The 22,628-nt window shown below is 74.0% G+C and carries 25 protein-coding genes and 1 pseudogene; 12 read left to right on the plus strand and 14 right to left on the minus strand.

Going from position 1 to position 22,628, the window contains the following annotated elements:
• Positions 1-223 precede the first annotated feature (223 nt).
• The gene (locus tag ACIA5F_RS08575) at positions 224-1,306 is read left to right on the plus strand and encodes a hypothetical protein (protein WP_399350576.1); all 1,083 of its coding nucleotides are present in this window, start codon (positions 224-226) and stop codon (positions 1,304-1,306) included.
• Between the two features lie 148 nt (positions 1,307-1,454).
• Here ACIA5F_RS08575 and ACIA5F_RS08580 read toward each other — a convergent pair whose 3' ends face one another.
• From ACIA5F_RS08580 to ACIA5F_RS08590, 3 genes are all read right to left on the minus strand, one after another.
• Positions 1,455-2,396 (minus strand): 3-oxoacyl-ACP reductase, encoded by a 942-nt coding sequence (locus tag ACIA5F_RS08580; protein WP_399350578.1) that lies wholly within the window; start codon positions 2,394-2,396, stop codon positions 1,455-1,457.
• 102 nt (positions 2,397-2,498) lie between these two features.
• Entirely contained in the window at positions 2,499-3,575 is a 1,077-nt protein-coding gene (locus tag ACIA5F_RS08585; RefSeq protein WP_399350581.1) for a Zn-dependent alcohol dehydrogenase, read from the minus strand.
• 108 nt (positions 3,576-3,683) lie between these two features.
• Positions 3,684-4,538: a MaoC/PaaZ C-terminal domain-containing protein gene (locus tag ACIA5F_RS08590; protein WP_399350583.1), complete on the minus strand. Its 855-nt coding sequence runs from the start codon at positions 4,536-4,538 to the stop codon at positions 3,684-3,686.
• 309 nt (positions 4,539-4,847) lie between these two features.
• Here ACIA5F_RS08590 and ACIA5F_RS08595 point away from each other — a divergent pair, with 309 nt between their 5' ends.
• Positions 4,848-5,207, plus strand: coding sequence for a DNA-binding response regulator (locus tag ACIA5F_RS08595; RefSeq protein ID WP_399350799.1), 360 nt, complete (start codon positions 4,848-4,850; stop codon positions 5,205-5,207).
• 7 nt (positions 5,208-5,214) lie between these two features.
• Here the strand turns inward: ACIA5F_RS08595 and ACIA5F_RS08600 are convergent, their stop codons facing one another.
• Together ACIA5F_RS08600 and ACIA5F_RS08605 are read right to left on the minus strand one after the other, a co-directional pair.
• Entirely contained in the window at positions 5,215-6,405 is a 1,191-nt protein-coding gene (locus tag ACIA5F_RS08600) for a lipid-transfer protein (RefSeq protein ID WP_399350585.1), read from the minus strand.
• A gap of 65 nt (positions 6,406-6,470) precedes the next feature.
• A complete protein-coding gene (locus tag ACIA5F_RS08605) occupies positions 6,471-8,705 on the minus strand; it encodes an acyl-CoA dehydrogenase (protein ID WP_399350800.1) in 2,235 nt (744 codons plus the stop codon).
• A gap of 270 nt (positions 8,706-8,975) precedes the next feature.
• On the opposite strand from ACIA5F_RS08605, the gene ACIA5F_RS08610 reads away from it, so the two are divergent.
• The 5 genes and pseudogenes from ACIA5F_RS08610 to ACIA5F_RS08630 form a co-directional block, all read left to right on the plus strand.
• On the plus strand, positions 8,976-9,620 hold the full coding sequence (locus tag ACIA5F_RS08610) for a class I SAM-dependent methyltransferase (RefSeq protein ID WP_399350587.1): 645 nt from the start codon (positions 8,976-8,978) through the stop codon (positions 9,618-9,620).
• Positions 9,621-9,948: 328 nt separating this feature from the next.
• Positions 9,949-10,896 (plus strand): N-acetylmuramoyl-L-alanine amidase, encoded by a 948-nt coding sequence (locus ACIA5F_RS08615; RefSeq protein WP_399350589.1) that lies wholly within the window; start codon positions 9,949-9,951, stop codon positions 10,894-10,896.
• 189 nt (positions 10,897-11,085) lie between these two features.
• Positions 11,086-11,862: a hypothetical protein gene (locus ACIA5F_RS08620; RefSeq protein ID WP_399350591.1), complete on the plus strand. Its 777-nt coding sequence runs from the start codon at positions 11,086-11,088 to the stop codon at positions 11,860-11,862.
• A 146-nt stretch (positions 11,863-12,008) separates the two neighbouring features.
• A complete protein-coding gene (locus ACIA5F_RS08625) occupies positions 12,009-13,019 on the plus strand; it encodes an LLM class F420-dependent oxidoreductase (protein ID WP_399350593.1) in 1,011 nt (336 codons plus the stop codon).
• A 72-nt stretch (positions 13,020-13,091) separates the two neighbouring features.
• A pseudogene (locus ACIA5F_RS08630) lies at positions 13,092-13,640 on the plus strand (IS630 family transposase); the annotation flags it as partial.
• Between the two features lie 89 nt (positions 13,641-13,729).
• On the opposite strand, the gene ACIA5F_RS08635 reads toward ACIA5F_RS08630, so the two are convergent.
• Together ACIA5F_RS08635 and ACIA5F_RS08640 are read right to left on the minus strand one after the other, a co-directional pair.
• Entirely contained in the window at positions 13,730-14,107 is a 378-nt protein-coding gene (locus ACIA5F_RS08635) for a nuclear transport factor 2 family protein (protein ID WP_384952492.1), read from the minus strand.
• Between the two features lie 81 nt (positions 14,108-14,188).
• Entirely contained in the window at positions 14,189-14,509 is a 321-nt protein-coding gene (locus tag ACIA5F_RS08640) for an ATP-binding protein (protein WP_399350595.1), read from the minus strand.
• 27 nt (positions 14,510-14,536) lie between these two features.
• Between ACIA5F_RS08640 and ACIA5F_RS08645 the strand changes: the two genes are divergently transcribed.
• Positions 14,537-15,100: a DUF5753 domain-containing protein gene (locus tag ACIA5F_RS08645; RefSeq protein WP_399350597.1), complete on the plus strand. Its 564-nt coding sequence runs from the start codon at positions 14,537-14,539 to the stop codon at positions 15,098-15,100.
• On the plus strand, positions 15,097-15,210 hold the full coding sequence (locus ACIA5F_RS08650; RefSeq protein WP_399350599.1) for a DUF397 domain-containing protein: 114 nt from the start codon (positions 15,097-15,099) through the stop codon (positions 15,208-15,210). Before ACIA5F_RS08645 ends, ACIA5F_RS08650 begins: the two co-directional genes overlap by 4 nt.
• A 37-nt stretch (positions 15,211-15,247) precedes the next feature.
• Here ACIA5F_RS08650 and ACIA5F_RS08655 read toward each other — a convergent pair whose 3' ends face one another.
• From ACIA5F_RS08655 to ACIA5F_RS08675, 5 genes are all read right to left on the minus strand, one after another.
• A complete protein-coding gene (locus ACIA5F_RS08655; protein ID WP_399350600.1) occupies positions 15,248-15,646 on the minus strand; it encodes a hypothetical protein in 399 nt (132 codons plus the stop codon).
• 99 nt (positions 15,647-15,745) lie between these two features.
• The gene (locus tag ACIA5F_RS08660; protein ID WP_399350602.1) at positions 15,746-16,336 is read right to left on the minus strand and encodes a hypothetical protein; all 591 of its coding nucleotides are present in this window, start codon (positions 16,334-16,336) and stop codon (positions 15,746-15,748) included.
• 158 nt (positions 16,337-16,494) lie between these two features.
• Complete coding sequence (locus ACIA5F_RS08665) at positions 16,495-17,577, minus strand: prenyltransferase (RefSeq protein WP_399350604.1); 1,083 nt, start codon at positions 17,575-17,577, stop codon at positions 16,495-16,497.
• Complete coding sequence (locus tag ACIA5F_RS08670; RefSeq protein WP_399350606.1) at positions 17,574-18,308, minus strand: methyltransferase domain-containing protein; 735 nt, start codon at positions 18,306-18,308, stop codon at positions 17,574-17,576. Before ACIA5F_RS08670 ends, ACIA5F_RS08665 begins: the two co-directional genes overlap by 4 nt.
• A gap of 121 nt (positions 18,309-18,429) precedes the next feature.
• The gene (locus ACIA5F_RS08675) at positions 18,430-19,743 is read right to left on the minus strand and encodes a glycosyltransferase family 4 protein (protein ID WP_399350608.1); all 1,314 of its coding nucleotides are present in this window, start codon (positions 19,741-19,743) and stop codon (positions 18,430-18,432) included.
• 238 nt (positions 19,744-19,981) lie between these two features.
• Between ACIA5F_RS08675 and ACIA5F_RS08680 the strand changes: the two genes are divergently transcribed.
• The gene (locus ACIA5F_RS08680; RefSeq protein WP_399350610.1) at positions 19,982-20,605 is read left to right on the plus strand and encodes a TetR family transcriptional regulator; all 624 of its coding nucleotides are present in this window, start codon (positions 19,982-19,984) and stop codon (positions 20,603-20,605) included.
• Positions 20,606-20,815: 210 nt separating this feature from the next.
• On the opposite strand, the gene ACIA5F_RS08685 is transcribed toward ACIA5F_RS08680, so the two are convergent.
• Complete coding sequence (locus tag ACIA5F_RS08685; protein ID WP_399350612.1) at positions 20,816-21,028, minus strand: DUF397 domain-containing protein; 213 nt, start codon at positions 21,026-21,028, stop codon at positions 20,816-20,818.
• 11 nt (positions 21,029-21,039) lie between these two features.
• Positions 21,040-21,864, minus strand: a complete 825-nt coding sequence (locus ACIA5F_RS08690) for a helix-turn-helix domain-containing protein (protein WP_399350614.1) — start codon at positions 21,862-21,864, stop codon at positions 21,040-21,042.
• 164 nt (positions 21,865-22,028) lie between these two features.
• Here ACIA5F_RS08690 and ACIA5F_RS08695 point away from each other — a divergent pair, with 164 nt between their 5' ends.
• Together ACIA5F_RS08695 and ACIA5F_RS08700 are read left to right on the plus strand one after the other, a co-directional pair.
• Entirely contained in the window at positions 22,029-22,175 is a 147-nt protein-coding gene (locus tag ACIA5F_RS08695; protein ID WP_399350616.1) for a hypothetical protein, read from the plus strand.
• Positions 22,172-22,609 (plus strand): hypothetical protein, encoded by a 438-nt coding sequence (locus ACIA5F_RS08700; RefSeq protein WP_399350618.1) that lies wholly within the window; start codon positions 22,172-22,174, stop codon positions 22,607-22,609. Before ACIA5F_RS08695 ends, ACIA5F_RS08700 begins: the two co-directional genes overlap by 4 nt.
• Positions 22,610-22,628: the final 19 nt, after the last annotated feature.

Genomic DNA, 22,628 nt, shown 5'->3' on the forward strand with positions numbered 1-22,628 from the left:
CATCTCCTCGGCGCCTCCCCGCACCTCCCCCACGGCCGCCCGCACCCCGCCCGCACCCCGCCCGTGGCCCCGCGCCCCGAACGCCCCGGTATCGGCAGAGCACACTCTCCCGCCGCCCTCCCGCCGAACCGCCGGGCGGACACCCGTATGTGTGAAGCGGGAGTGGTCGTGTTGTTCGGCAGGAAGTGCGAAAACTAGCTTCCTCACCGGAGGTGACGCACGGATGACTGTCTGTGCCATCGAGATGACGACGGCGACCGCGTTCACGATCGCCGCGGACGGCTCGTACGCGGCCCGGCTCGCCGGGACCGGCGAGGCCCGCTATCCGGAGCGGTGGACCCTGTCGGGGCCCGAGCCGTACGCGGTGCCGCTGCCGCTCGCGCAGCCCGAGGAGGCCGACAGCGAGGTGCTGCCGCTGGCCGACGGGCGGGTGCTGATCCACCGCCGGGTCGCCGCCCGGCACGGCTTCGCGCTGCTGTACCCGACGGGCGGCGCCGACGCCGGGCCCCGCACCGGGGAGCTGCCGCTCGGCGCCCTGGACCCGGGCGAGGGCGTACGGGTCGCCCTGCTGCCGCCGTCCCCGGACGGGCGCGGCGCCTTCGCCCTGGCCGTGGGGGCCACCACGACCACCGTCTGGCAGGTGACCGGGGGCGCCTTCGGTCCCGAACGGGTCGCCCTGGTCCCGGGCCGGTGCTCCGGCGGGGTCTGGCTGGACCGGGCGGGCCGGCTGCTGGCCCTGGACCGCGAGCTGGAGGGCGGCGTCAAGACCGTCGCGGTCGACCTGGGCCGGGGCGGCGAGGTCTCCCCGCTGCTCCAGATCACCCGGGACAGCCAGGACCGGCTGCTGCTCGCCGACCCGGACAGCGGGCTGCTGCTGATCCGCTCCGACGCGCCGGGTGCGCCCCGGCTGGGCTGGGGGGTCCTGGGCAGCTCGCTCCCGGTCCGCTTCCCGGAGTGCCTGCGGACCGAGGGGGCCACCGCCGTGCCCTTCGCCGTCCAGCCGGGCCAGGCCCTGATGCCGGAGTCCTGCGGGGTGGCGCTGCGGCTGGCGGACGGCGCCCTCGCCCTGTGGCGCCCCGCTGACCGGCGGCTCTTCCGGCTCGGCGCCCCCGCCGGGTGGCTCGGCGGTACGGGCCTGTGGACCCCGGAGGGCCGCCTGCGCCTGCCGTACGCGACCCCGGACGTGCCCTGCGGTCTGCTCGCGACGACCCTGCCGGCCGCCCCGCCCCCGGTCCGCCTGGAGCCGCCCCCGCAGACCGCGCCGCGCCCGGTCCCGCTCCAGCAGGCCCCGCTCGCGGAGGTCTGACCGCCGCCCGGCGGAAACCGGAGATCCGGAGATCCGGGAATCGGGAATCGGGAATCCGGGAACAGGGGGCGGCCGGGCCCGGCCGCCCCCACCCGCACGCCCCCCACCCGCCCGTCAGCGGTGCTCGTCCGTCAGCGGTCCCTGCCCGTCAGCGGTGTTTCAGGCCGAACACCTCCGCCGCCGCGAAGGTCTCGCCCGGCGGGCGGGCCGCGTAGTGGGCGGTGAGCAGCCCGTCCAGCTCCTCGTAGGAGAACGCCTCCTTCGTGGTGTCGAACCGGGCGGCGACCCGTGGCCGTTCCATCACGGCCACGATCCCGCCGTGCACGACGAAGAGCTGTCCGTTGACCCCGGCCGCGGCGGGCGAGGCCAGGTAGCCGACGAGCGGCGAGACGTGTTCGGGGGCGAGGGCGTCCAGCGTGCCGTCCTGCGGGGGCGGGAAGCCCGCGAAGACGTCCTCGGTCATCCGGGTGCGGGCGCGCGGGCAGATCGCGTTGGCCGTCACCCCGTACCGGGCCAGGGCCAGCGCGGTCGAGGTCGTCAGCCCGACGATGCCGCCCTTGGCCGCCGCGTAGTTGGGCTGGCCGGCCGAGCCGCCGAGGAACGCCTCGGACGAGGTGTTGACGATCCGGCCGTAGACCGGTCCGCCCGCCGCCTTCGCCCGCGCCCGCCAGTGCGCCGACGCGAAATGCGTGGTGTTGAAGTGGCCCTTGAGGTGGACCCGGATCACCGAGTCCCACTCCTCCTCGGACATCGAGAAGATCATCCGGTCGCGCAGGATGCCCGCGTTGTTGACCAGGACGTCGAGCTTCCCGAAGCTGCTCACCGCCAGCTCGACCAGGTCGCGCGCCTGGGCGAAGTCGGCGACGTCGCCGAGGTGGGCCACCGCCCGGCCGCCCGCGGCGCGGATCTCCTCGGCCACCTCCCGCGCCGGGGCGGCCGAGGCGTCGCCGGAGCCGTCGCGGCCGGGCCGGCCGAAGTCGTTGACGACCACGCTCGCACCCAGCCGCGCCAGTTCGACCGCCTCGGCCCGGCCCAGCCCCCGGCCCGCGCCCGTGACGACGGCGGACAGCCCCTCAAGTGGCAGTGACATGTGCCGGACTCCTCCCGGGAGCGGTCAGGATCGAGAGCAGGGTCGAGGTCGGGATCTGGGTCGGAACCTGGGTCGGAATCAAGGTCAACGTCAACGTCAGGGTCAGAGTTCGATGCAGGTGCGCAGGGCCACGCCCGTACGCATCTGGTCGAGGGCGTCGTTGATCCCGGAGAGCGGTACCCGGTGCGTGATCAGGCCCGCCAGGTCCACCCGGCCCGCCCGCCACAGCGCGATGGTGCGCTCGTAGGAGCGGAGCACGTCCCCGCCCCCGTACATGGACGGCAGGATCTTCTTCTCGTCGAAGAAGAGCGAGAACATGTCGATCCCGAAGGTGTCGTCCATGGCGCCCGCGCCCACCACGCACACGGTGCCGCCGCGCCGGGTCATCGTGTACGCGGTCCGCGCGGTCGTGGACCTGCCGACCACCTCGAAGACGTAGTCGAAGCCCTCCCCGGCGGTGATCCGGCGCCGGGCGTCGTCGAGGGCGTCGGGCGCGACGGCTTCGGTGGCCCCGAACCGCAGCGCGGCCCCGCGCCGCGACTCCACCGGGTCGACGGCGACGATCTGCGCGGCGCCCTGGAGCCGGGCGCCCTGCACGACGGAGATGCCGACGCCGCCGCAGCCGATGACGGCGACCGAGGAACCGGCCTCCACCTTGGCGGTGTTGACGGCCGCGCCGAGGCCGGTGGTGACGCCGCAGCCGATCAGGGCGGCGATGTCGAAGGGCACGTCGTCGGGGATCGGCACCGCGCACTTGGCGTCGACCACGACCTCCTCGGCGAAGGTGCCCGTCCCGGCGAAGCCGAAGACGTCGCCGCCCGCGCGGCGGAAGTTGGGGGTGCCCGCGTTGGCCAGGCTCTCCAGGCAGAGGTGGCCCTGACCGCGCCGGCAGGCCGGACAGCGTCCGCACGGCGGCAGCCAGCAGATCAGGACCCGGTCGCCGGGCTCCAGGCCGGTGACCCCGTCACCGACCTCGTCGATCACCCCCGAGCCCTCGTGGCCCGGGACGAAGGGGGCGGGCTGCGGCAGGACGCCGCTCATCGCGGAGAGGTCGGAGTGGCACAGGCCGGTGGCCCTGATCCGGACCCGGACCCTGCCCGGCCCGGGGCCCACGGCCTCCATGTCGTCCACGATGTCGAGCTTGTCCTGGCCTATCAGGCTCTGTAGCGCTGCGCGCACGGTGCGGCTCCTCCGGTGGGTTCCTCTGCCGGTCTTTCTGTCGGTCTTTCTGCCGGTTCCTCTTGCCGGTTCCTCTTGCCGGTTCCTCTGTCCGTCCTTCTGTCCGTCCTACGCGTGTTCGACGACGGTGTCGGCGAGGACCGGTGCGTCGTCCCGCTCGACGGCGCTCACCTCGGCCAGGACCCGGCCGGGCTCGCGCCACATCCGGATGCGCAGCGTCTCGCCCGGGAAGACGACCCCGGCGAAGCGGGTGCGGTAGGCGCGAATCCGGGAGAGGTCCCCGCCGAGCACGGTGTCGGCCACCGCCTTGAGGGTCATCCCGTACGAGCACAGGCCGTGCAGGATCGGCCGGTCGAAGCCTGCCGTCCGGGCGAACTCGGGGTCGGCGTGGAGCGGGTTCCAGTCACCGGAGAGGCGGTAGAGGAGCGCCTGTTCCTCGCGAACGGGGCGTTCCTCGGTCAGGTCGGGCGCCCGCGCGGGGGGCTCGGAGCGGACGGAGGGCCCGCGCTCGCCGCCGAACCCGCCCTCCCCGCGTACGTAGATCTGCGCGTCGCTGGTCCACAGCGGCCCCTCGGCGTCGGTGGCCTCGGAGCGCAGCACGATCACGGCCGCCTTGCCCTTGTCGTGGACGGCGGCGACCGTAGAGGTGGTGGTGGCCCGGCCCGTGACGGGGATCGGCCGGTGCAGGGTGAGGGCGTGTCCGCCGTGCAGGACGGAGGCGAGATCGACCTCGATCCCGGGTGCGGAGAGCCCGCCGAGCATGGCCATGCCGGCCCCGGCCACGGTCGCGAAGCTGGGGAGGACGTGGAGCCGGGACTCCAGGGTGTAGCGCAGCTCCCGGGGGTCGGTGGCGGGGGCGCCCGCGCCGAGGCCGAGGTGGTAGAGCTGGACGTCCTTGTGGTCCCAGTGGATCTCCCCGTGGCGGGGTCCGGCGGCGAGGGCCTTGGCGGCATCGATCGGCATGGGGACGCTGCTCCTTGTGCTCCTTGTCGAAGACCCCGGTGCGGCCGTCCGCACCGTCGGCCGCACCGGGGTCGTCTGCGGGACCGGCCCCGCCGTGCTCCGGAGCCCGTTCCAGAACCTGTTCCGGAACGGGCTCCGGAACGGACTTCGGAGCACGGTTCTAGAACGGGTTCTAGGGCCGGTGAGGGAATGTATAACGCAGCTCCCGGCAGTTGGGAAGAGTGCTGACGTCACGTCAGACGCACTTCGGGCCAGGCGTGGTGCGGAGCCGGGCGACGGCGTCCGCCCTACCCTGGGCCGGTGGACGAGATGCCCGTGAACCCGCGCCCGGCCAGGTCGCTGCGGGTGCTGATCCAGCCGCCGGACCCGCCGCTGGCCGTCCGGCTGGGGCTCCAGCCGGACATCGAGGTGGTGGCCTCGGCCACGGCCCGCCCGGAGGTGGCCCTGGTCGAGGAGGTCGCCGAGGTGGCGGCCCTGCTGGACCAGGACCCGCAGTGCCGGGTCCTGGTCACGACGGGCTCCGCCCACCCCGGCCTGCGGGACGCGGCCCTCGCCGCCGGGGCGGCGGGCCTGGTCCTGCGGGACGGCCCGGTCGACGACCTGGCGGAGGCGCTGCGCCGCGCGGCCCGGGGCGAGACGGTGGTGGACCCCGCCCTGGCGGGCCCGTAGCCCGGGGCTACGGGCGGCGCAGGAGGGTCACCACCGCCGCGCCGCCCAGGCCGATGTTGTGGGCCAGGGCGACCCGCGCCCCGGCCACCTGCCGGAGCCCCGCCTCGCCGCGCAGTTGCCAGACCAGCTCCGCCGCCTGGGCCAGGCCCGTGGCGCCCAGGGGGTGACCCTTGGAGATCAGGCCGCCCGAGGGGTTCACCACCCAGCGCCCGCCGTACGTCGTCGCCCCGCTCTCCACCAGCTTCCCGGAGGCGCCGTCCGCGCACATGCCCAGGGCCTCGTAGGTCAGCAGCTCGTTGACCGAGAAGCAGTCGTGCAGCTCCACCACGTCCACGTCCTCGATCCCGAGCCCGGACTCCTCGTAGACCCGCCGCGCCGCCGCCGCCGTCATCGGCTTGCCGACCACGTCCAGGCAGGAGCCGGAGGCGAAGGACGCCCGCGTGTCCGTCGTCATCGCCTGGGCCACGATCTCCACCGCCCGGTCGTGCAGCCCGTGCCCCACCACGAACCGCTCCGACACCACCAGCGCCGCCGCCGCGCCGTCCGAGGTGGGCGAGGACTGGAGCCGCGTCAGCGGGTCGTGGACCGGTTTCGCGGCGAGGACGTCCGCCACCGAGTACACCTCCCGGAACTGCGCGCGCGGGTTGTCCGCCGAGTGCCGGTGGTTCTTCGCGCCGACCGCCGCGAGCTGCGCGGCCGTGGTCCCGTACCGCTCCATGTGCTCGCGCGCCGCGTTGCCGAAGAGCTGCGCGGTCGGCGGCGACGCCGCGAAGCCGTGGCGGGCGGCCATGATCCCGTAGTGGCGGGCGACCGGGGAGGCCGCGAAGTCCCCGCCGCCCGCCCCGCTCCCCAGCGCGCCGCGGCGCATCTTCTCGAAGCCCACGGCCAGCACGCAGTCACTCATGCCCCCGGCCACGAACTGCCGGGCCATCATCAGCGCCGTGGCGCCCGTCGCGCAGTTGTTGTTCACGTTGTAGACCGGGACCCCGCTCAGCCCCAGCTCGTAGACGGCCCGCTGGCCGGCCGTGGACGCCTGGAAGCAGTAACCCACCGGCACCTGTTCGACCAGTCCGTACGCGACGCCCGCGTCCGCCAGGGCCGCCGAGCCGGCCTCCCGCACCATGTCCCAGTACTGCCAGTCCCTCGACTCCGGCTTCTCGAACTTCGTCATGCCGACGCCCACGATGTACGACTTCACGCACCCGCCGTCCTTTCGTCCGGTCCTGCGGTCCTGCGGTCCTGGAACAGGGAGGGGCTGATCGTTCAGTCCCGGGGAAGGCCGAGGATGCGCTCGGCGACGACATTGAGCTGGACCTGTGTGGTGCCCCCGGCGATGGTCAGGCAGCGGGACATCAGCAGGTCGTGCACCGCCCGCTCCCCCGCCCCCTCCCGCACCGCGCCCGCCGGGCCCAGCAGTTCGAGCGTGAGCTCGGCGGTCCGCTGCTGGTGCGTGGTCTGGAGGAGTTTGCGTACGGCGGCCCCCGCGCCCGGCGCCTGTCCGGACACCTGCCGGAGCGTGGTGCGCAGCCCGATGCAGGCCAGCGCGTGCGCCTCGGCCGCGAGCGCCCCGATCCGGGCCCCGCAGGCCCCGTCGAGCCCGTCGAGCCCGGCGGCGCGGGCGATCAGGGCCTCCAGGCCGCTGTCGAAGGCCACCTGGTCGGCCATGTGGACCCGCTCGTGGCCGAGCGTGTCGCGGGCCACCCGCCAGCCGCCGTCGGCCGCGCCGACCAGGGCCTGGGCCGGGAGCGGCGCGCCGTCGAAGTACACCTCGTTGAAGAGGGAGTCACCGGTGATCTCGCGGAGCGGCCGGATCTCGATGCCGGGGGTCCGGCGCATGTCGACGACGAAGTAGCCGAGCCCCCGGTGACGGGGCGCGTCCGGGTCGGTGCGGGCCAGCAGGACGCCGAAGTCGGCGCGGTGCGCGGCGCTCGTCCACACCTTCTGTCCGCTGATCCGCCAGCCGCCGTCCCCGGTCCGCTCCGCCCGGGTCCGCAGCGAGGCCAGGTCCGAGCCCGCCTCCGGTTCCGAGAAGAGCTGGCACCAGCTCAGCTCCCCGCGCAGGGTGGGCGGGAGGTACCTCTCGCGCTGCGCGGGCGTCCCGTGGGCCAGCAGCGCGGGCACGACCCAGGTGGCGATCCCGATCCCGGAGAGGGTGACCCCGGCGGCCCTCAGCTCCTCCTCGACGACGAGCTGTTCGACGGGTCCGGCGCCCAGGCCGTACGGGGGCGGCAGGTGCGGGGCCGCGTACCCGGTGGGGGCCAGGACCCGCCGGGCCCCTGCCGGGTCGAGGCCGCGGGCCCGTCCGGCGGCGGCCCGGGCCCGTGCCCGGTGCGCCTGCGCCCCGGCGGGGAGCTCCAGGCGCAGCTCCCGCCGCGCGCCGCCCGCCGCGAGCCGCACGGCCCGGTCCCGGTGCCCGTCCCCGGTGCCGAGGAGCTGGCGGGCGACGAGGGCCCGGCGCAGCCGGATGTGGGCGTCGTGCTCCCAGGTGAAGCCGATGCCGCCGAGGATCTGGATGCAGTCCTTGGCGCAGGAGTACGCGGCGTCCAGCGCGGTGGCGGCGGCGAGCGCGGCGGCCAGCGAACGGGCCCCGGCGGGCCCGCGCGTGGCGGGCCCGTGCGCGGCGGGCCCGTGCGCCGCAGAGGGGTCCCCCGCAGGTCCGTCTCCCGCGGGTCCGTCCACGGCGCGGGCGGCGTCCCAGGCCAGCGCGCGGGCCTGTTCGAGGCGGAGCAGCATGTCGGCGCAGAGGTGTTTGACGCCCTGGAACCGGCCGATGGGGCTGCCGAACTGCTCGCGCTGCCTGGCGTGCCCGGCGGCCGTGTGCACCGCCCAGGCGGCGGTGCCGCAGGCGTCGGCGGCGAAGAGCGCGCAGGCCAGGTCCCGGACCAGCGCCGGGCCGGCCGCCAGCGTGCGGCCGGGCTCCACCCGGACCCGGTGCGCCCGCACCTCGGCGGTGGGCCGGGTCGGGTCGGCGCTCTCGTGGTTGCGGATCTCCAGCGCGGCGGCGTCCACCGCGAACCAGCGGGTCCCGTCCGGGGTCCCGGCCGCGAGCAGCACCAGATCGGCCCCGCCCGCGCCGAGGACGGGCGGGGCGGTCCCGTCGAGGAGGTGGGCGCCGTCCCCGGCGGGGGTGGCGCTCAGGCTCCCGGGCCCGAGCGCGACCGCGCCGATCCGCTCCCCCGTGCCGAGCGCGGCGGCGAGCGGCCCGGCCCCGGCGCGCCGCAGCAGGGCGGAGGCGAGCGCGTTCGGCAGGTACGGCCCCGGCAGCGCGGCCCGCGCGGTCTCCTCCACCACGACGGCGAGGTCGAGCAGGGTGCCGCCCTCCAGGTGCGGGGCGAGCAGTCCGGAGGCGGCGAGCCCGTCCCAGTAGGCGGGCCGGGTCCCGGCCGGCGGCGGGTCGTCGAGCAGCTCGCGCACCGTCCCGGGGGGCGCCGCCCGCGCCACCCAGCCGCGCACGGCCCCGGCCAGCTCCCGCTGTTCCCGTGTGATCCCGATGCCCATACGGATACCGCCGCCCTCCGCGCCGCGCCGCCGTCCGGTCGCGGGCCAGAGTAGAACACGTTCCATTCTGGCGGAAGGTCAGATGCGGCCGGGAGTCCGGATCGCGGCGGATTCCCCACCCCGCGCCGCCCTACCGGACCGATCCGCCGGGCCGATCCGCCGGACCGATCCGCCGGACCGGCGCCCCGACCCCGGCCGCGCCGCCCTACCGGGCGGTAGGGCAGCATGGGCCGCCACGACCCCGCCCGACCCCTCACCGCCGGAGGCACCATGGCCGCCACCCCCAAGCCGGAGACCCTGGCCGCCTTCGAGGCCGCCAAGGGGTTCATGCCCGTACGGGAGGGGCTCGCCCTGTACGCGGCCGCGGGCGAGGCGGCGGCGCTCGGGCTGCCGCTGCTGGAGGTCGGGACGTACTGCGGGCGCTCCACCGTGCTGCTCGCCGACGCCGCCCGCGAGGCCGGGGTCGTCGCCGTCACCGTCGACCACCACCGGGGCAGCGAGGAGCAGCAGCCGGGCTGGGAGTACCACGACCCCTCCGTCGTGGACCCGGAGAACGGCCTGATGGACACCCTGCCCACCTTCCGCCGCACCCTGTACCGGGCCGGGCTGGAGGAGCACGTCGTCGCCGTCGTGGGCCGCTCCCCGCAGGTCGCCGCCGTCTGGGGCGGCCCGCTCGGCCTCGTCTTCATCGACGGCGGCCACACCGACGAACACGCCACCGGGGACTACGAGGGCTGGGCCCCGCACCTCGCCGAGGGCGGGCGGCTCGTGATCCACGACGTCTTCCCCGACCCGGCCGACGGCGGCCAGGCCCCGTACCGGATCTACCTGCGCGCCCTCGCCTCCGGCGCCTTCGAGGAGGTCTCGGTGACCGACTCCCTGCGCGTCCTGCGCCGGACCGGCCCCGGCATCTAGTGCTGTGACCGGAAAGGTTCACCGGCCCGCGACGCCCGGCACGGCACCTCGCGATGTTGTCGGGTCGCCCAAGTACGTCCAGTACTACGGGCGCCCCTCCGCCTTGCGATGCGCTCGGCATCCGAAGGATCAAGGCAAGAGCCGAGACGAAGTGAGCGCAGCGAACGCAGTCGCACCGGACGCCGCGGGCCTACCGGCAAACCTTTCCGGTCACAGCACTAGCCCCGGCGTCCAGCCCCGGCACGCGGCCCCCCGCACCCGGCCGCACCGCGCCCCCGGACGGCCCAGGGTCCGGGGACCCGCCGGGGCGCCGGTCTAGCATCGCGGTGTGCGCTACGACGACACTCCCCCGCCCCCCGGTCCCGCCCCTCCGGCCGGTACGGGCCGGCCGTGGTACGCCCGCCGCTCCACCCTCGCCGTCGCCGCCGCGACCCTGGCCCCGCTCTGCCTCGCGGGCTGGGTACTGACCGAGGTGGCGACCGGGGCCGGGCCGCGGCGGATGCCGCAGTCCGCCCCGCCCGCGCCGCACCCGGCCCACGCGCCGGGCCGGGCGGCGGACGCCAAAGCGAACCCCGCGGCCGGGCCGGCCGGGACCGCCGGGGCCCCGCTCACCGGCCGGACCGTCGTCATCGACCCCGGCCACAACCCGGGCAACTTCCGGCACACCGCCGAGATCGGCCGGAAGGTCGACATCGGCACCACGCACAAGGAGTGCGACACCACCGGCACCACCACCGGCACCGGCTACCAGGAGGCCGAGTTCACCCTCGACGTCTCCCGGCGGCTGCGGACCGCCCTGGAGGCCCGGGGGGTCACGGTGGTCCTCACCCACGAGGCGGGCCGCCCCTGGGGCCCCTGCATCGACGAACGCGCCCGGATCGGCAACGAGGCCGGGGCCGACGCCGTCGTCTCCGTCCACGCGGACGGCGCCTCGGAAGGCAGCCGCGGCTTCCACGTCATCCTCCCCGCCGCGGTCAAGGGCGGGGCCGCCGACACCGCGGGAATCGTCGGGCCGTCCCGGCTGCTGGGCGAGGCGATCGCCGGGAACTTCGCCCGGACCACCGGCTCCACCCCCGCCAACTACCTCGGCGGCGGCACCGGCCTGGTGGTCCGCGACGACCTGGGCGGGCTGAACCTCTCGCTGCGCCCCAAGGTGTTCGTCGAGTGCGGCAACATGCGCGACACCAAGGACGCGGCACTGCTGGCCGACGCGCGGTGGCGGCAGAAGGCGGCCCAGGGCATCGCGGACGGCATCGTCGGCTTCCTCGGCGGGTAGGCCACGGGCGGACCCCGGCCGGCCGGGCCGGGCCGGGCCCCGGCCGGCCGGCTTCACGCCCGGACGGTTCCGCGCCCGGAATCGCCCCGCCGCCGGGGATCTCCGTACGATGGTGGCGCCCGCCGCTCCCGGCACGGTCCGCGACGGCGGCGCCACGAGACGACCGAGACCGAGAAGGACACCTGAGACGTGAACATCCGCTCCCTCACCAGAGGCGACGGCGTGGTGATCGGGGCAGCGGCGCTGCTGCTCATCGCCTCGTTCCTCGATTTCTACTCCGCCCCCGGCGTCGACCTGCCGAGCGTGTGGGACACCGACGTCTACCGTCTGGCGCTCCCCACCGTCTTCCTCCTCGGCCTCGTCGCCGCCGGACTGCTCGTCGCCGCCCGCTTCCTGCCGGAGGGCCGGGCCCTCGCCGGTCTGCCGCTGACGGCGTGGGGCACCGTCCTCGCCGTCGCCGCCGCCTGGGCCTCGCTCTGGTCGCTGATCACCAGCCCGAGCGGAGCCGACCTGGGCGCCGGCAGCGTCATCGCCTTCCTCGCCACCCTGGTCCTGGCCGGCGTCGCCCTCGCCGGGGCGAGAGTCCCCGCGCTCGCGGGCCCGCTGGTCCCCGCGCCCAGGCCCGTCGCCCCGCCCCACGGCGACGGGCAGCAGCCCGGCGCGGGCTACGGCTACCCCGGCGGGCAGACCCAGCCCTACGGTTCCACCCCGCAGCCGGCGCCCCCGTACGGCGGCTCCCCGGCCGCGCAGGCACCGGCCCCGGCCGAGTTCGCCCCGTTCTGGTTCGCCGTCCCGGTGGCCCGTCCGCTCTTCGCCGAGGACGGCTCCCCGACCCCGGTCGCCGAACTCACCCCGGGCACCTGGTACCTCGCCGTGGACCAGCGCGGCCCGGCCGCCCTGATCGCCCAGACCCAGGACGGACGCCGCGGCGTCCTCAACGACACCTCGGGCATCCAGCGGGGGTGAACCCGGTCCCGGGCCCACCCCGCCGCGGCCCCCCGCCCTTCACCGGGCGGGGGGCCGTCGGGCTTCCCGGTGCCGTTCCGGTGCCCTAGAGTCCCCTGACGCATCGTCAGGAAACTTTGGGACACCGGCACCGCGGAGGGACGTCCATGCGCCTGGGACTCGCACTCGGCTACTGGGGTCGCGGCCCCGATCCGGCGCAGCTCGGGCTGGTGACCGAGGCCGAGGCGCTCGGCTACGACTCCGTGTGGACCGCCGAGTCCTGGGGATCGGACGCCTTCACCCCGCTCACCTGGATCGCCGCGCACACCTCGCGCATCCGCCTCGGGACCGCCGTCGCGCAGATGGCCGCCCGCACCCCCACCGCCACCGCCATGCACGCCCTCACCCTGGACCACCTCTCGGGCGGCCGGATGATGCTGGGCCTGGGGCTCTCCGGCCCGCAGGTGGTCGAGGGCTGGTACGGCCGCCCCTTCCCCGCGAGCCCGCTCACCGCGACCCGCGAGTACGTGGACCTCGTCCGCCAGGTACTGCGCCGCGAGGGGCCCGTCACCCTGGACGGCCGCTTCCACAGCCACCCCTACCGGGGCCCGGACTCCACCGGGACCGGCCGGGCGCTGAAGTCCGTCACCCATCCGCTCCGCGCGGACCTCCCGGTACTGCTGGGCGCCGAGGGGCCCCGCAACGTCGCCCAGACCACACGGATCGCGGACGGCTGGATACCCCTCTACTGGTCACCGACCCGCACCGACCTCCACCGCGACGCGCTGTCGGCGCTCCCCGAGGGGTTCGTGATCGCGCCGCTGGCGCGGGCGAAGGTCTGCGACGACGTGGCCGAGGGCCTGCTGCCCGTCAAGGCCATGCTCGGCTTCTACATCGGCGGCATGGGTCACGCGGCCCGCAACTTCCACGCCGACCTGATGGCCCGCATGGGCTACGAGGACGAGGCCCGCCACGTCCAGCGGCTCTTCCTCGCCGGACGCGGGCGGGAGGCGGTGCTCGCCGTCCCGGACGCGTTCGCCGACGAGATCTCCCTGGTCGGCCCCCGCGAGCGGATCGCCGAACGCCTGGCCCTGTGGCGCGCGGGCCCGGTCACCGACCTCCTCCTGACCGCCCCGGACCCCCACACCCTGCGGGTCCTGGCGGAACTCAACGGCTAGTGCTGTGACCGCGTAGGTTCGCCGGGTTGGTGGTCGTGACGGTTGGATGTGCGGTGACGTCCATTCGACTAGTGGGCGGGAGGCCGTCCCCGCCTGCTCACCCCTGACGACGAGGACTTCGTCATCCGGACGGCCACCACCCGCCCCACCAGGCTCGGCCAGCCCTTCACCCGCTGGTCGATCCGCAAACTCGCCGCCTGCCTGCGGGAAGTGCCCGGACGTGTCATCCGCATCGGCCGTGAAGCCTTACGGTGCCTGCTCCGGCGCCGCGGCATCACCTTCCAGCGCACCAAGACATGGAAGGAACCACCCGACCCTCATCGCGACGCCGCGCTCGACCGGATCGAGCAGGTTCTGGACCGCTTCCCGGACCGGGTCCTCGCCTTCGACGAGTCCGGGCCGTTGGGTATCCGTCCCACCGCAGACTCCTGCTGGGCGAAGCAGGGCAAGCCAGAACGGCTGCCGGCGACCTACCGCCGCACCCACGGCGTCACCTGCTTCCACGGCTGCTGCTCCGTGGGCGACGACCACCCGTGGGGCGTCAACCGCCACCGCAAGGGCACCGCCAACACCCTGGCCGCGCTGAAGCCGAGAAGGGCATCCGCCGGGGCGGACGCCCCCTCAACGCCGCAGCCTGACCGACCGCGAACCGCAGCCCCGGAGTGCCGAAAGGGACAAGTTCACGAGAAGGACAGCGACAGAAGGACGACTCAGGAGGCGGACGGCTCGATCTCCCCCGCAAAGACGATGACCTGGTCGATGAGACTCCGCCGCAAATGGACGACGTCCGTTCCCGCCAGGCGGGGGCCTCCATCCGGCGTGGTGAAGACCCACTGGTACCGGGCCCACTCGTCAGGCATGTCCACCGCTGAGCAGCGCACCATCGTGCCTGTCCCCGCCGGGTGGCGCCGGATGTCCAGCACGAACCGCTCGACCGCCACGATTCCTTCGCTGCGACCCAACGGCCCCCAGAAGACCACGTCTGAGGTCAGGGCCTGGGAGAGCAGGGCAGTCACATAGCTGTCGTCCGAGGCGTTGAACGCGGAGATGAACGTGTCGATCGCGGAGCGTGCCGTCTCTTCCTGCATGCCCCAGTAATACCAGCCGTTGCGCGGGCGCTCGTCCCACGAGCCGCCTTCCGATCACGGTGGACCATCCCGGTCACAGCACTAGCCGCAGTCCGTCTCTTCCGGATCTCGCCGGCCGAACTCCGCCCACACCACCTTGCCCGGACGCCGCTCCAGCACCCCCCACGCGTCCGCGAGTCCCGCGACGATCAGCAGCCCCCGCCCGCCCTCGGCGAGCCCGGCCCCGCCGGGCGGCCGGGCCGGTCCGGGCAGGCGCCGGCCGCTGTAGCACTCGCGTCGAAACTCCGGATCTCGAAGAGCGCCGTCAGCAGGCTCGAACGGGGCGAAGGGCCGATCCCTCCGGAGATCCCACGGCTGCTCGACCAAATATTCGAGACGGACGGAAAATTCCGGCGGCTGCACGAGCGGATCATCGCCAACAGCTTGCCGATGACTTACCGGAAACGCGTCGAGGAGGAGCGAACGGCGCGAGCGATCTGGGAGTGGTCACCCACGCTCATCCCCGGCCTGTTCCAGACGTACGACTACGCCCACTCCCTGCTCCGGGTGGGACGGCCGAGGGCCACCGACGCGGAAGTGACGGGGCTCACCCGTGCCCGGGTGGCCCGGCAGGACATCTTCACCGGGCCCACCTCTCCGGACGTCCTCCTGGTGCTGTGCGAGTCCGCAGTGCGCCGTGAGGTGGCACCGCGCCCCGTGATGCACGCTCAGCTCGCCGCGCTCCTGGACCATGCGGAACGGCCGACGACGACCGTCCGTGTCCTCCCGCTCACCACGCGGCCGAACCTGCTCATGGATGCCCCGGTCACCATCCTGACCACGGCAGATCGCAGTCAGGTCACCTACGCCGAGACCTACCGCACGGCTACGGTCGTTGCCGATCCGGTCTTCGTAAGGGACGCAGCCACAGCCTTCATGGACCTGGTCGGGGAATCCCTGTCCGTACGGGACAGCGCCGGCCTCATACGCGAGCAGATGCGGAGCCTGGCATGAGCACCGCCACCGGCACGGTCCCCGTCCGCAAGGCACCCGACGGCCCCGTGCTCCGCTTCGGCGCCCCGGCATGGGCCGCGCTCGTCGCCCTGGTGCGCGACCACCACTGAATCCCGCGCGTCAGGCACCCTCGGCGCAGTCACACCGTCACGTCGTCTCCCCGCCGTCCGCCTCCGGGACCACCGTCAGGAGTTCGCGCAGGTCCAGGGGCATGACGGCGATCTCGGTGCGGGTGCCGTCCGGGAGGAGGCAGGTGACGATCCGGGAGCCGTGGTTGATGGAGATCGCCTCCTTCACGGAGGGGACCCGGACCCCGGTGGCGCGGGCGCCGTCCAGCGGGACGGGTTCGCCGCGCCGGGGGGACCAGCGGGCGCCGCCGCCGTCCGTGTCGACCCGGCCCGCCTGCCAGCGGCCGGTACCGGCCCGGCGGCGGGCCATGCAGGGGATGCCGGGGGCGGGCCCGGCGGCGGTGCGCTCGCGGTGCTTGCGGCGCGCCAGCCAGCCGGCCCCGGCCGCCACGAGGGCGAGGACGACGAACTCGATCACACGCCCCATTGAAACAGGCCTCTGGGGAAACGGGCCTCTGGGGAAACGGGCCGGGCGGACGGACCCCGCAGGTCCGCCCGGCCCGCCCGGTCCCGGGGGTCAGCCGCCGCTGAGCTGGGTGGCGGACGGCACCTGGTCCGTGACCACCGCGCCCGCGCTCTTGCCCGCGTCCTTCACATTGCCGATGACCTTCTCGAAGGCGCCCACGTCGGCGTCGCTCGCCTCGCCCTTGCGCAGCTTCGTCCCAAGCTCCTTCAGCGAGTCGATGCCCGCCGTCAGCGGGGCCACCGCCTTCGACAGCAGTTCGTCGCCCTTGGCGTTGTTCACCGCGGCCTTCAGCCGGTTGTACGTGAAGGCGCCCGCGAGCCCCGCCTTGACCAGCGCGAACTTGCGCCCGTCCGCGCCCTGCTTGAACTTGCCCTCGCGGTACGGCTTGACGATCCACTGGTAGGTCGCCCCGGCCGCGAGCCCGGCGTTGGTGACGAACCGCGTCTTGGCGAACTTCTGCGCCTCCGCCGAGCTGGTGGGCGAGGCGGTCCCGGCCGCCTGGTCGGCGGCCTGGCTCGCGGTCGTGGCGGTGTCCTTGCCCTTGTCGCCGCCGCACGCGGTGGTTCCCGCGAGCAGCGCGGTGGACAGCAGCGCCACGGCGAGGGCGCGGCGGAAACGGACGGTACGGCGGGGGACGCTCACGGCTGCCTCCGGGGACTGAGGTACTCCGGTACCCCCGCAGCCTCACCCGGGGCGTCCGGCTCCGCCACCCGGGGGACCCGTTCGGGTACCCCGGACGGCGTACGACGGGCGCCGCACGACGGACGGCCCACGACAGGCGACGGGGGCCGGGCGGGGTCTCAGCCGCAGCAGCCGGGGGCCAGGCCCGACGGGAGGGCGTGCCCGCCGAAGACCTCGGTGGTGGCCTCGTCCCCGCCGAGGGCCGCGACGGCCAGCAGCAGGGAACCCGCCGTCCACGTCGTCTGTTCCACCGGCCAGACGGCCTCGTCCTCGAAGACGTACCCCGTCCAGTACATGCCGTTCTCCGCCCGCAGGTGGGCCACGGACCGCAGGATCTCCCGCGCCCGGCCGGCCTCCCCCATCGCCCACAGCGCGAGCGCCAGCTCGCAGGACTCGCCGCCGGTCACCCACGGGTTCGGCAGCACGCAGCGCACGCCGAGCCCGGGGACGACGAACTCGTCCCAGCGTTCGGCGATGCGGGCCGCGGCCTGCGCTCCGGTGACCGCGCCGCCCAGGACGGGGTAGTACCAGTCCATCGAGTAGCGGTTCTTGTCGAGGAAGCGTTCGGGGTGGCGGCGGATGGCGTGCCCGAGCGCGCCCGCCGCCAGTTCCCAGTCGGGCTGCGGGTCCTCGCGGTGCGCGGCGACGGCCAGCGCGCACCGCAGGGCGTGGTGGACGGAGGAGGAGCCGGTCAGCAGGGCGTCGGTGACGTCGGTGCCGTCCTCCTCCCGCTTCCAGCCGATCTCGCCGCCCGGCTGCTGGAGCGTGAGCACGAACTCGACGGCGGCGAAGACGACGGGCCACATCCGGTCGAGGAAGGTCTCGTCGCGGGTGGACAGGTAGTGGTGCCAGACGCCGACGGCCACGTACGCGACGAAGTTGGTCTCCCGGCCCGCGTCCTGCGGCGCGCCGGTGTCGACCCCGCCGGGCCGGTCGGCGTAGGCCGCGTACCAGGAGCCGTCCGGGTTCTGGTGGGCGGCGAGCCAGGCGTAGGCGCGGGCCGCGGCCTCGTGCTCGCCGGCCGCGTCCAGGGCCATCGCGGCCTCGGTGTGGTCCCACGGGTCGAGGTGGTGGCCGCGGAACCAGGGGATGGCCCCGTCCGCCCGCTGGGCGGCGCGGATGCCCGCGACCGTCTCGGCGGCCTGTCCGGCGGTCAGCACCCCGTCGAGCACCAGGTGTTCCGTGCGTCCGGGCGAGCTCACCGGAGGGCGCCGGCGGGGAGGTGCGGCTTGGTCGCGTACGCCACGAAGCTCTTGCCGATGACCGGGTTGAGCGCCTGCTCCGCGAGGCGGGTGGCCAGCGGCTTCTTCATGATGTCCCAGACCAGGAGCTTGTGGTACGCCTTGACGGGCAGCACCTTGTCGTTGTCGACGCCGAAGGCGCACTTGAGCCACCAGTACGGGGAGTGCAGCCCGTGCGCGTGGTGCGTCCCGTACGGCTTGAGGCCCGCCGCCTCCATCTTGGAGAGCAGCTCGTCGGCCTTGTAGATGCGGATGTGGCCGCCCTCGACCTCGTGGTAGGCGTCGCTCAGCGCCCAGCAGATCTTCTCGGGGCCGTAGCGCGGCACGGTGACGGCGATGCGTCCGCCGGGCTTGAGGACGCGCACCATCTCGGCGAGGACGCCCTTGTCGTCGGGGATGTGCTCCATCACCTCGGAGATGATGACGACGTCGAAGGACTCGTCGGGGAAGGGCAGGGCGAGCGCGTCGCCCTCCATGGCGGTGGCGGTGGCGCCCGCCGGGGCCTCGCCGGCCTCCTTCATGGCGGCGAACCACTTGGCGACCTCGCGGATCTCCTCGCCGTTGCGGTCGACGGCGACCACCTGGGCGCCGCGCCGGTAGCACTCGAAGGCGTGCCGGCCCGCGCCGCAGCCCAGGTCGAGGACGCGGTCGCCTGCGGCGAGCGGGAACCGGGAGAAATCGACGGTCAGCACGGGGTCCTGCCTTCGCGGTCGCGGGGGTGGTGGGCGGGGAACGGGGTCGGGCGGGTCGAACGGGTGGGGCAGGCCGGATGGTTCGGACAGGCCGGGCGGGTCGGCCGGGGCGTGCGGAAGGTCACCGCGTACTGCGGGTACGGGCGGCCCGTGCCACGGCGGCGCGGTAGTGCGCGGCGGTGCCCTCGGCGGCCCGCGCCCAGGTGAAGCGGGCCAGGACCCGTCGCCGTCCGGCGGCGCCGAGGCGGGCGCGCAGCGCCGGGTCGCCCAGCAGCCGTTCCAGGGCGGCGGCCAGCGCGCCCGCGTCGCCCGGCTCCACGGCGAGGCAGGTCTCCCCGTCGGGTCCGGTGACCTCGGGGATCGCGCCGCCGGTGGTGGCGACGAGCGGGGTGCCGGTGGCCATGGCCTCGGCGGCCGGGAGCGAGAAGCCCTCGTAGAGGGAGGGCACACAGGCGACCTCGGCGCTGCGGACGAGGTCGACGAGTTCGGCGTCGGTGACACCCTTGACGAAGCGGACGGCGCCCTGGAGTCCGTACGTGTCGATCGCGCGGGCGACCGGCCCGCGTTCGGCGCGGTTGCCGACGACGACGAGGTGGGCCGCGGGCCGCTCGGTGCGGAGCTTGGCGAGCGCCTCGACGAGGTGCACGAGCCCCTTGAGCGGCACGTCGGCGCTGGAGGTGGTGACGATCCGGCCGGGGACCTCGGCGACGGCCGGATCGGGGGACCACAGGTCGGTGTCGGCGCCGATGTGGACGACGTGGACGCGCTCGTCGCGCACGCCGAGGTGCTCGACGATCTCCCGCTTGGAGGAGCCGGAGACGGTCAGCACGGAGGGCAGCCGCCGGGCCACCCGCCCTTGCATGCGGGTGAAGCCGTACCAGCGGCGCACGGAGGCGCGTTTCGCGCGGCTCCCGGCGGCGTCGAGGTCCAGTTGCCGGTCCACGGTGATCGGGTGGTGGATCGTGGTGACCAGCGGCGCGCCGAGGGAGCCCAGCAGGCCGTAGCCCAGGGTCTGGTTGTCGTGGACGACGTCGAACTCGCCCGCGCGCGCGGCCAGGTGGCGCCGGGCCCGCAGCGAGAAGGTCAGCGGCTCGGGGAACCCACCGGTCCACATGGTGGCGACCTCAAGGGCGTCGACCCAGTCCCGGTACTCGTCGCGGCGCGGGGTGCGGAAGGGGTCGGGCTGCCGGTAGAGGTCCAGGCTCGGGAGTTCGGTGAGCGAGGCGCCCGTGTCGAGCACCGGATAGGGCTGCGCGCCGATGACTTCGACGGAGTGTCCGAGGCGGACGAGTTCCCGCGAGAGGTGGCGTACGTAGACGCCCTGGCCGCCGCAGAACGGGTTCCCCTTATAGGTGAGGAGTGCGATGCGCAGCGGGCGGTCGCCGTCGGTGGCGGAACCCGCGAAAGGGCTCGTCACCATGGCCTCAGCGGTCACTCTCGGCCCCCTTCTCCCGGCACTTCCGCCGGAGCGTAACCGCTCGCATAATGTAGAACAAGTTTCAGACTTGATCCGTCGACGACCCTTGAATCTACCGGCCGGAAACCACACCGTAAGAGGCGGGGCGGGTGATTCGCGCCACGGACGCGACGCCTGCCATGCTGACCCCGGACCACCCCGGACCACCTTGGGGACAGCCCGCCACAGCGACACGCAACGCCAGGGAACGGGACAGATGACAGCGGAAGCGAAGGCCCTCGCCACGTCGGCGTCCCCCTCCCTGACGGAACGCCAGGAGGCGCGCCGGCGCCGCATCCTGCACTCCAGCGCCCAGTTGGCGGGCCGGGGCGGTTTCGACGCCGTCCAGATGCGGGAGGTCGCCGAGTCCTCCGGCGTGGCGCTGGGCACGCTCTACCGCTACTTCCCGTCCAAGGTGCACCTGCTGGTCGCCACCATGCAGGACCAGCTCCAGCACATGCACACCACGCTGCGCAAACGCCCGCCGGCCGCCGACGACCCGGCGGCGCGGGTCTCGGAGACCCTGATGCGGGCCTTCCGCGCGCTCCAGCGGGAGCCGCACCTGGCCGACGCGATGGTCCGCGCGCTGACCTTCGCGGACCGCAGCGTGAGCCCCGAGGTGGACACGGTCTCCCGGCTGACCACGGCGATCATCCTGGACGCGATGGGCCTGGACGGCCCGCCGACGGCGGAACAGCTCTCGGCGGTCCGGGTCATCGAGCACACCTGGCACTCGGCGCTGATCACCTGGCTCTCGGGCCGCGCCTCGATCGCCCAGGTCAAGATCGACATCGAAACGGTCTGCCGCCTGATCGACCTGACGACCCCGGAAAAGTCCTGATCCCACCACTCCGGCCGCGCCTGCCGCTCCCGCGCGGGGCGGTCGGGGGGCAGGGCGGTCGGCGGGGCGGGGGCTCCGGGGCGGCGGGCCGCTCCCCGGCCCGGGTCCGCCGCCGGCCGGCGGCCCCGTCCCGTCAGCGGACCACGGGACCCGCACGCAGAGACCCCGCCACGGCGGGCAGCGCGTAGCGGGGTCCCGGGGGTGGCATCATCAGATGGCGCCGAGCGTGCCCGCCTTGACGCTCGCGGTGAACGACGCGAAGGCGGCGGCGGGGAAGACCAGCGCGGGGCCGTGGGGGTCCTTGGAGTCACGGACGGGAACGGTGCCGTGCGGGGCGATCAGGTTGGCGGCTACCTCGATGCAGTCGCCGCCGTTGTTGCTGTAGGAGGACTTGTACCAGCGGGGTTCGGTCGTGGTCGTCACGGGGTGCCCTTTCATGCCTGGCGGATCATGGCCACGGATGCCGCTTGGGAGAGCGATTCGGCCTGTAGCTGATGGTAGGCCGTCAATATGGGCAGTACCGATGGACTGTCCCGCTCAAGGTTCCCTTGCGCCTGGGACTCGGCGTAGCAGATCACAGACCGATCCGGCAGCGTCAGCAAGTTCACCGGCAGGTCGAACGAGCGGCGTTCGCCTATGTCGTACGGCGCCACCTGGAGCAGTGTGTTCGGCTGCTCGGCGAACGCCACCAGATGCGCCAGTTGTGCGTCCATGACGGCAGCACCGCCCACGGGCCGCCGAATGCAACTTTCGTCCAACACCACGAACAGCATGGGTGGCTGCTGCCGCACCAATGCCGCCTGCCGCTCCGCCAGGAACGACACTCGCTCGTCCGCCTGGTCGGGTGTGATGGCGCCCCGCCGCACAGCGCTGTCCGCCAACACCCTCGCGTATTGCGGCGTCTGCAACAAACCAGGGACGATTCCGACGTTGTACAGCCGGATCTCCACTGCCCGGCTCTCGTAGCCGACGTACTCAGGAAAGCCCTCCAACAAGCTGCCGTTCCTGAGTTCGTTCCACTCCCGCTCGAACGTGTCTGCCCCTCCTACGCGGCCGAAGGCAATGTCAGCGTCCTGCGAAAAGTGCTTCGTCGGAGGTTTGCGACCAGTTTCGACCGCCGAAATATGCTGCCCGGAATATCCCATCCGGCCGCCCAGCTCCTCTTGCGTCCAGCCGCGCGCCTCTCGCAAACTGCGCAAACGCGCGCCAAAGGCGGCCCCGGGGCTGCGGTCAGGGTTCAACTCCTTGCGATTTACCACGAGATGGATGGTCCTTCCTTCGCGGTTGCCACGTTGAAGAGCGACCCACTGTAGAGGACCGTGTACCTCCCTGGCGACGAAGTTCGGGAGGTCTGATGAACGGGTACAGGCGTGGGCCGGGCGGGGCCGTACTGCTGAGTCGGCAGTGCCCCGACCATCCGACCATGCACGCCCTGGCGGCACATCTCGCGGTGCTCTTTTCACCCGGACACCGCCACGCGGAACAGGTGTTCGGCGAAGGGTACGAGGGCCGGTTTTCCCTTCTCACCGACCTGAGCCCGGAAGAGGCGTTCGGCGGGGATACCGGATGACCGGCGTAGACCTCCGAAAGCGGCGCACCCCGTGGCTGCCCGCATGGGTCCCGAAAACCGGAATCGAACTGCGCGAAGCGGGCATGGACTTCGACGCGGTACGGATGCCCGACCGGGCCGGCGAGGACGCCATGAACATACTGCGCCGCCTTACCGCCTACGTTCCCGGGCCTGTTCTCTCGGAGTACGGCGGGCGCTGGTTCTACTTTCTCGTGCCTCCCCGGACGGCACGGAACCTCACCTGGCCGAAGTGGGTCACGCTCTGCGCACCGGGGGAGGGCGAGACCACCTACGTCGGAGTGCCCGGCCTGTCCGGCGCCACCGGGTCGCTCCAGTGGCTCACCCTGCCCACGGCGGAACGCCCGTACGTCTGTGCCTACCTGCTGGAGCGGGTGGTGAAGGAGATCAAGCGCGAGGCCGCCGATCTCCCGTGACCTCCCGCTCCTGTCGAGC

It is taken from the genome of Streptomyces sp. NPDC051567 (genome assembly GCF_044454165.1).
Classification (GTDB): Bacteria; Actinomycetota; Actinomycetes; order Streptomycetales; family Streptomycetaceae; genus Streptomyces.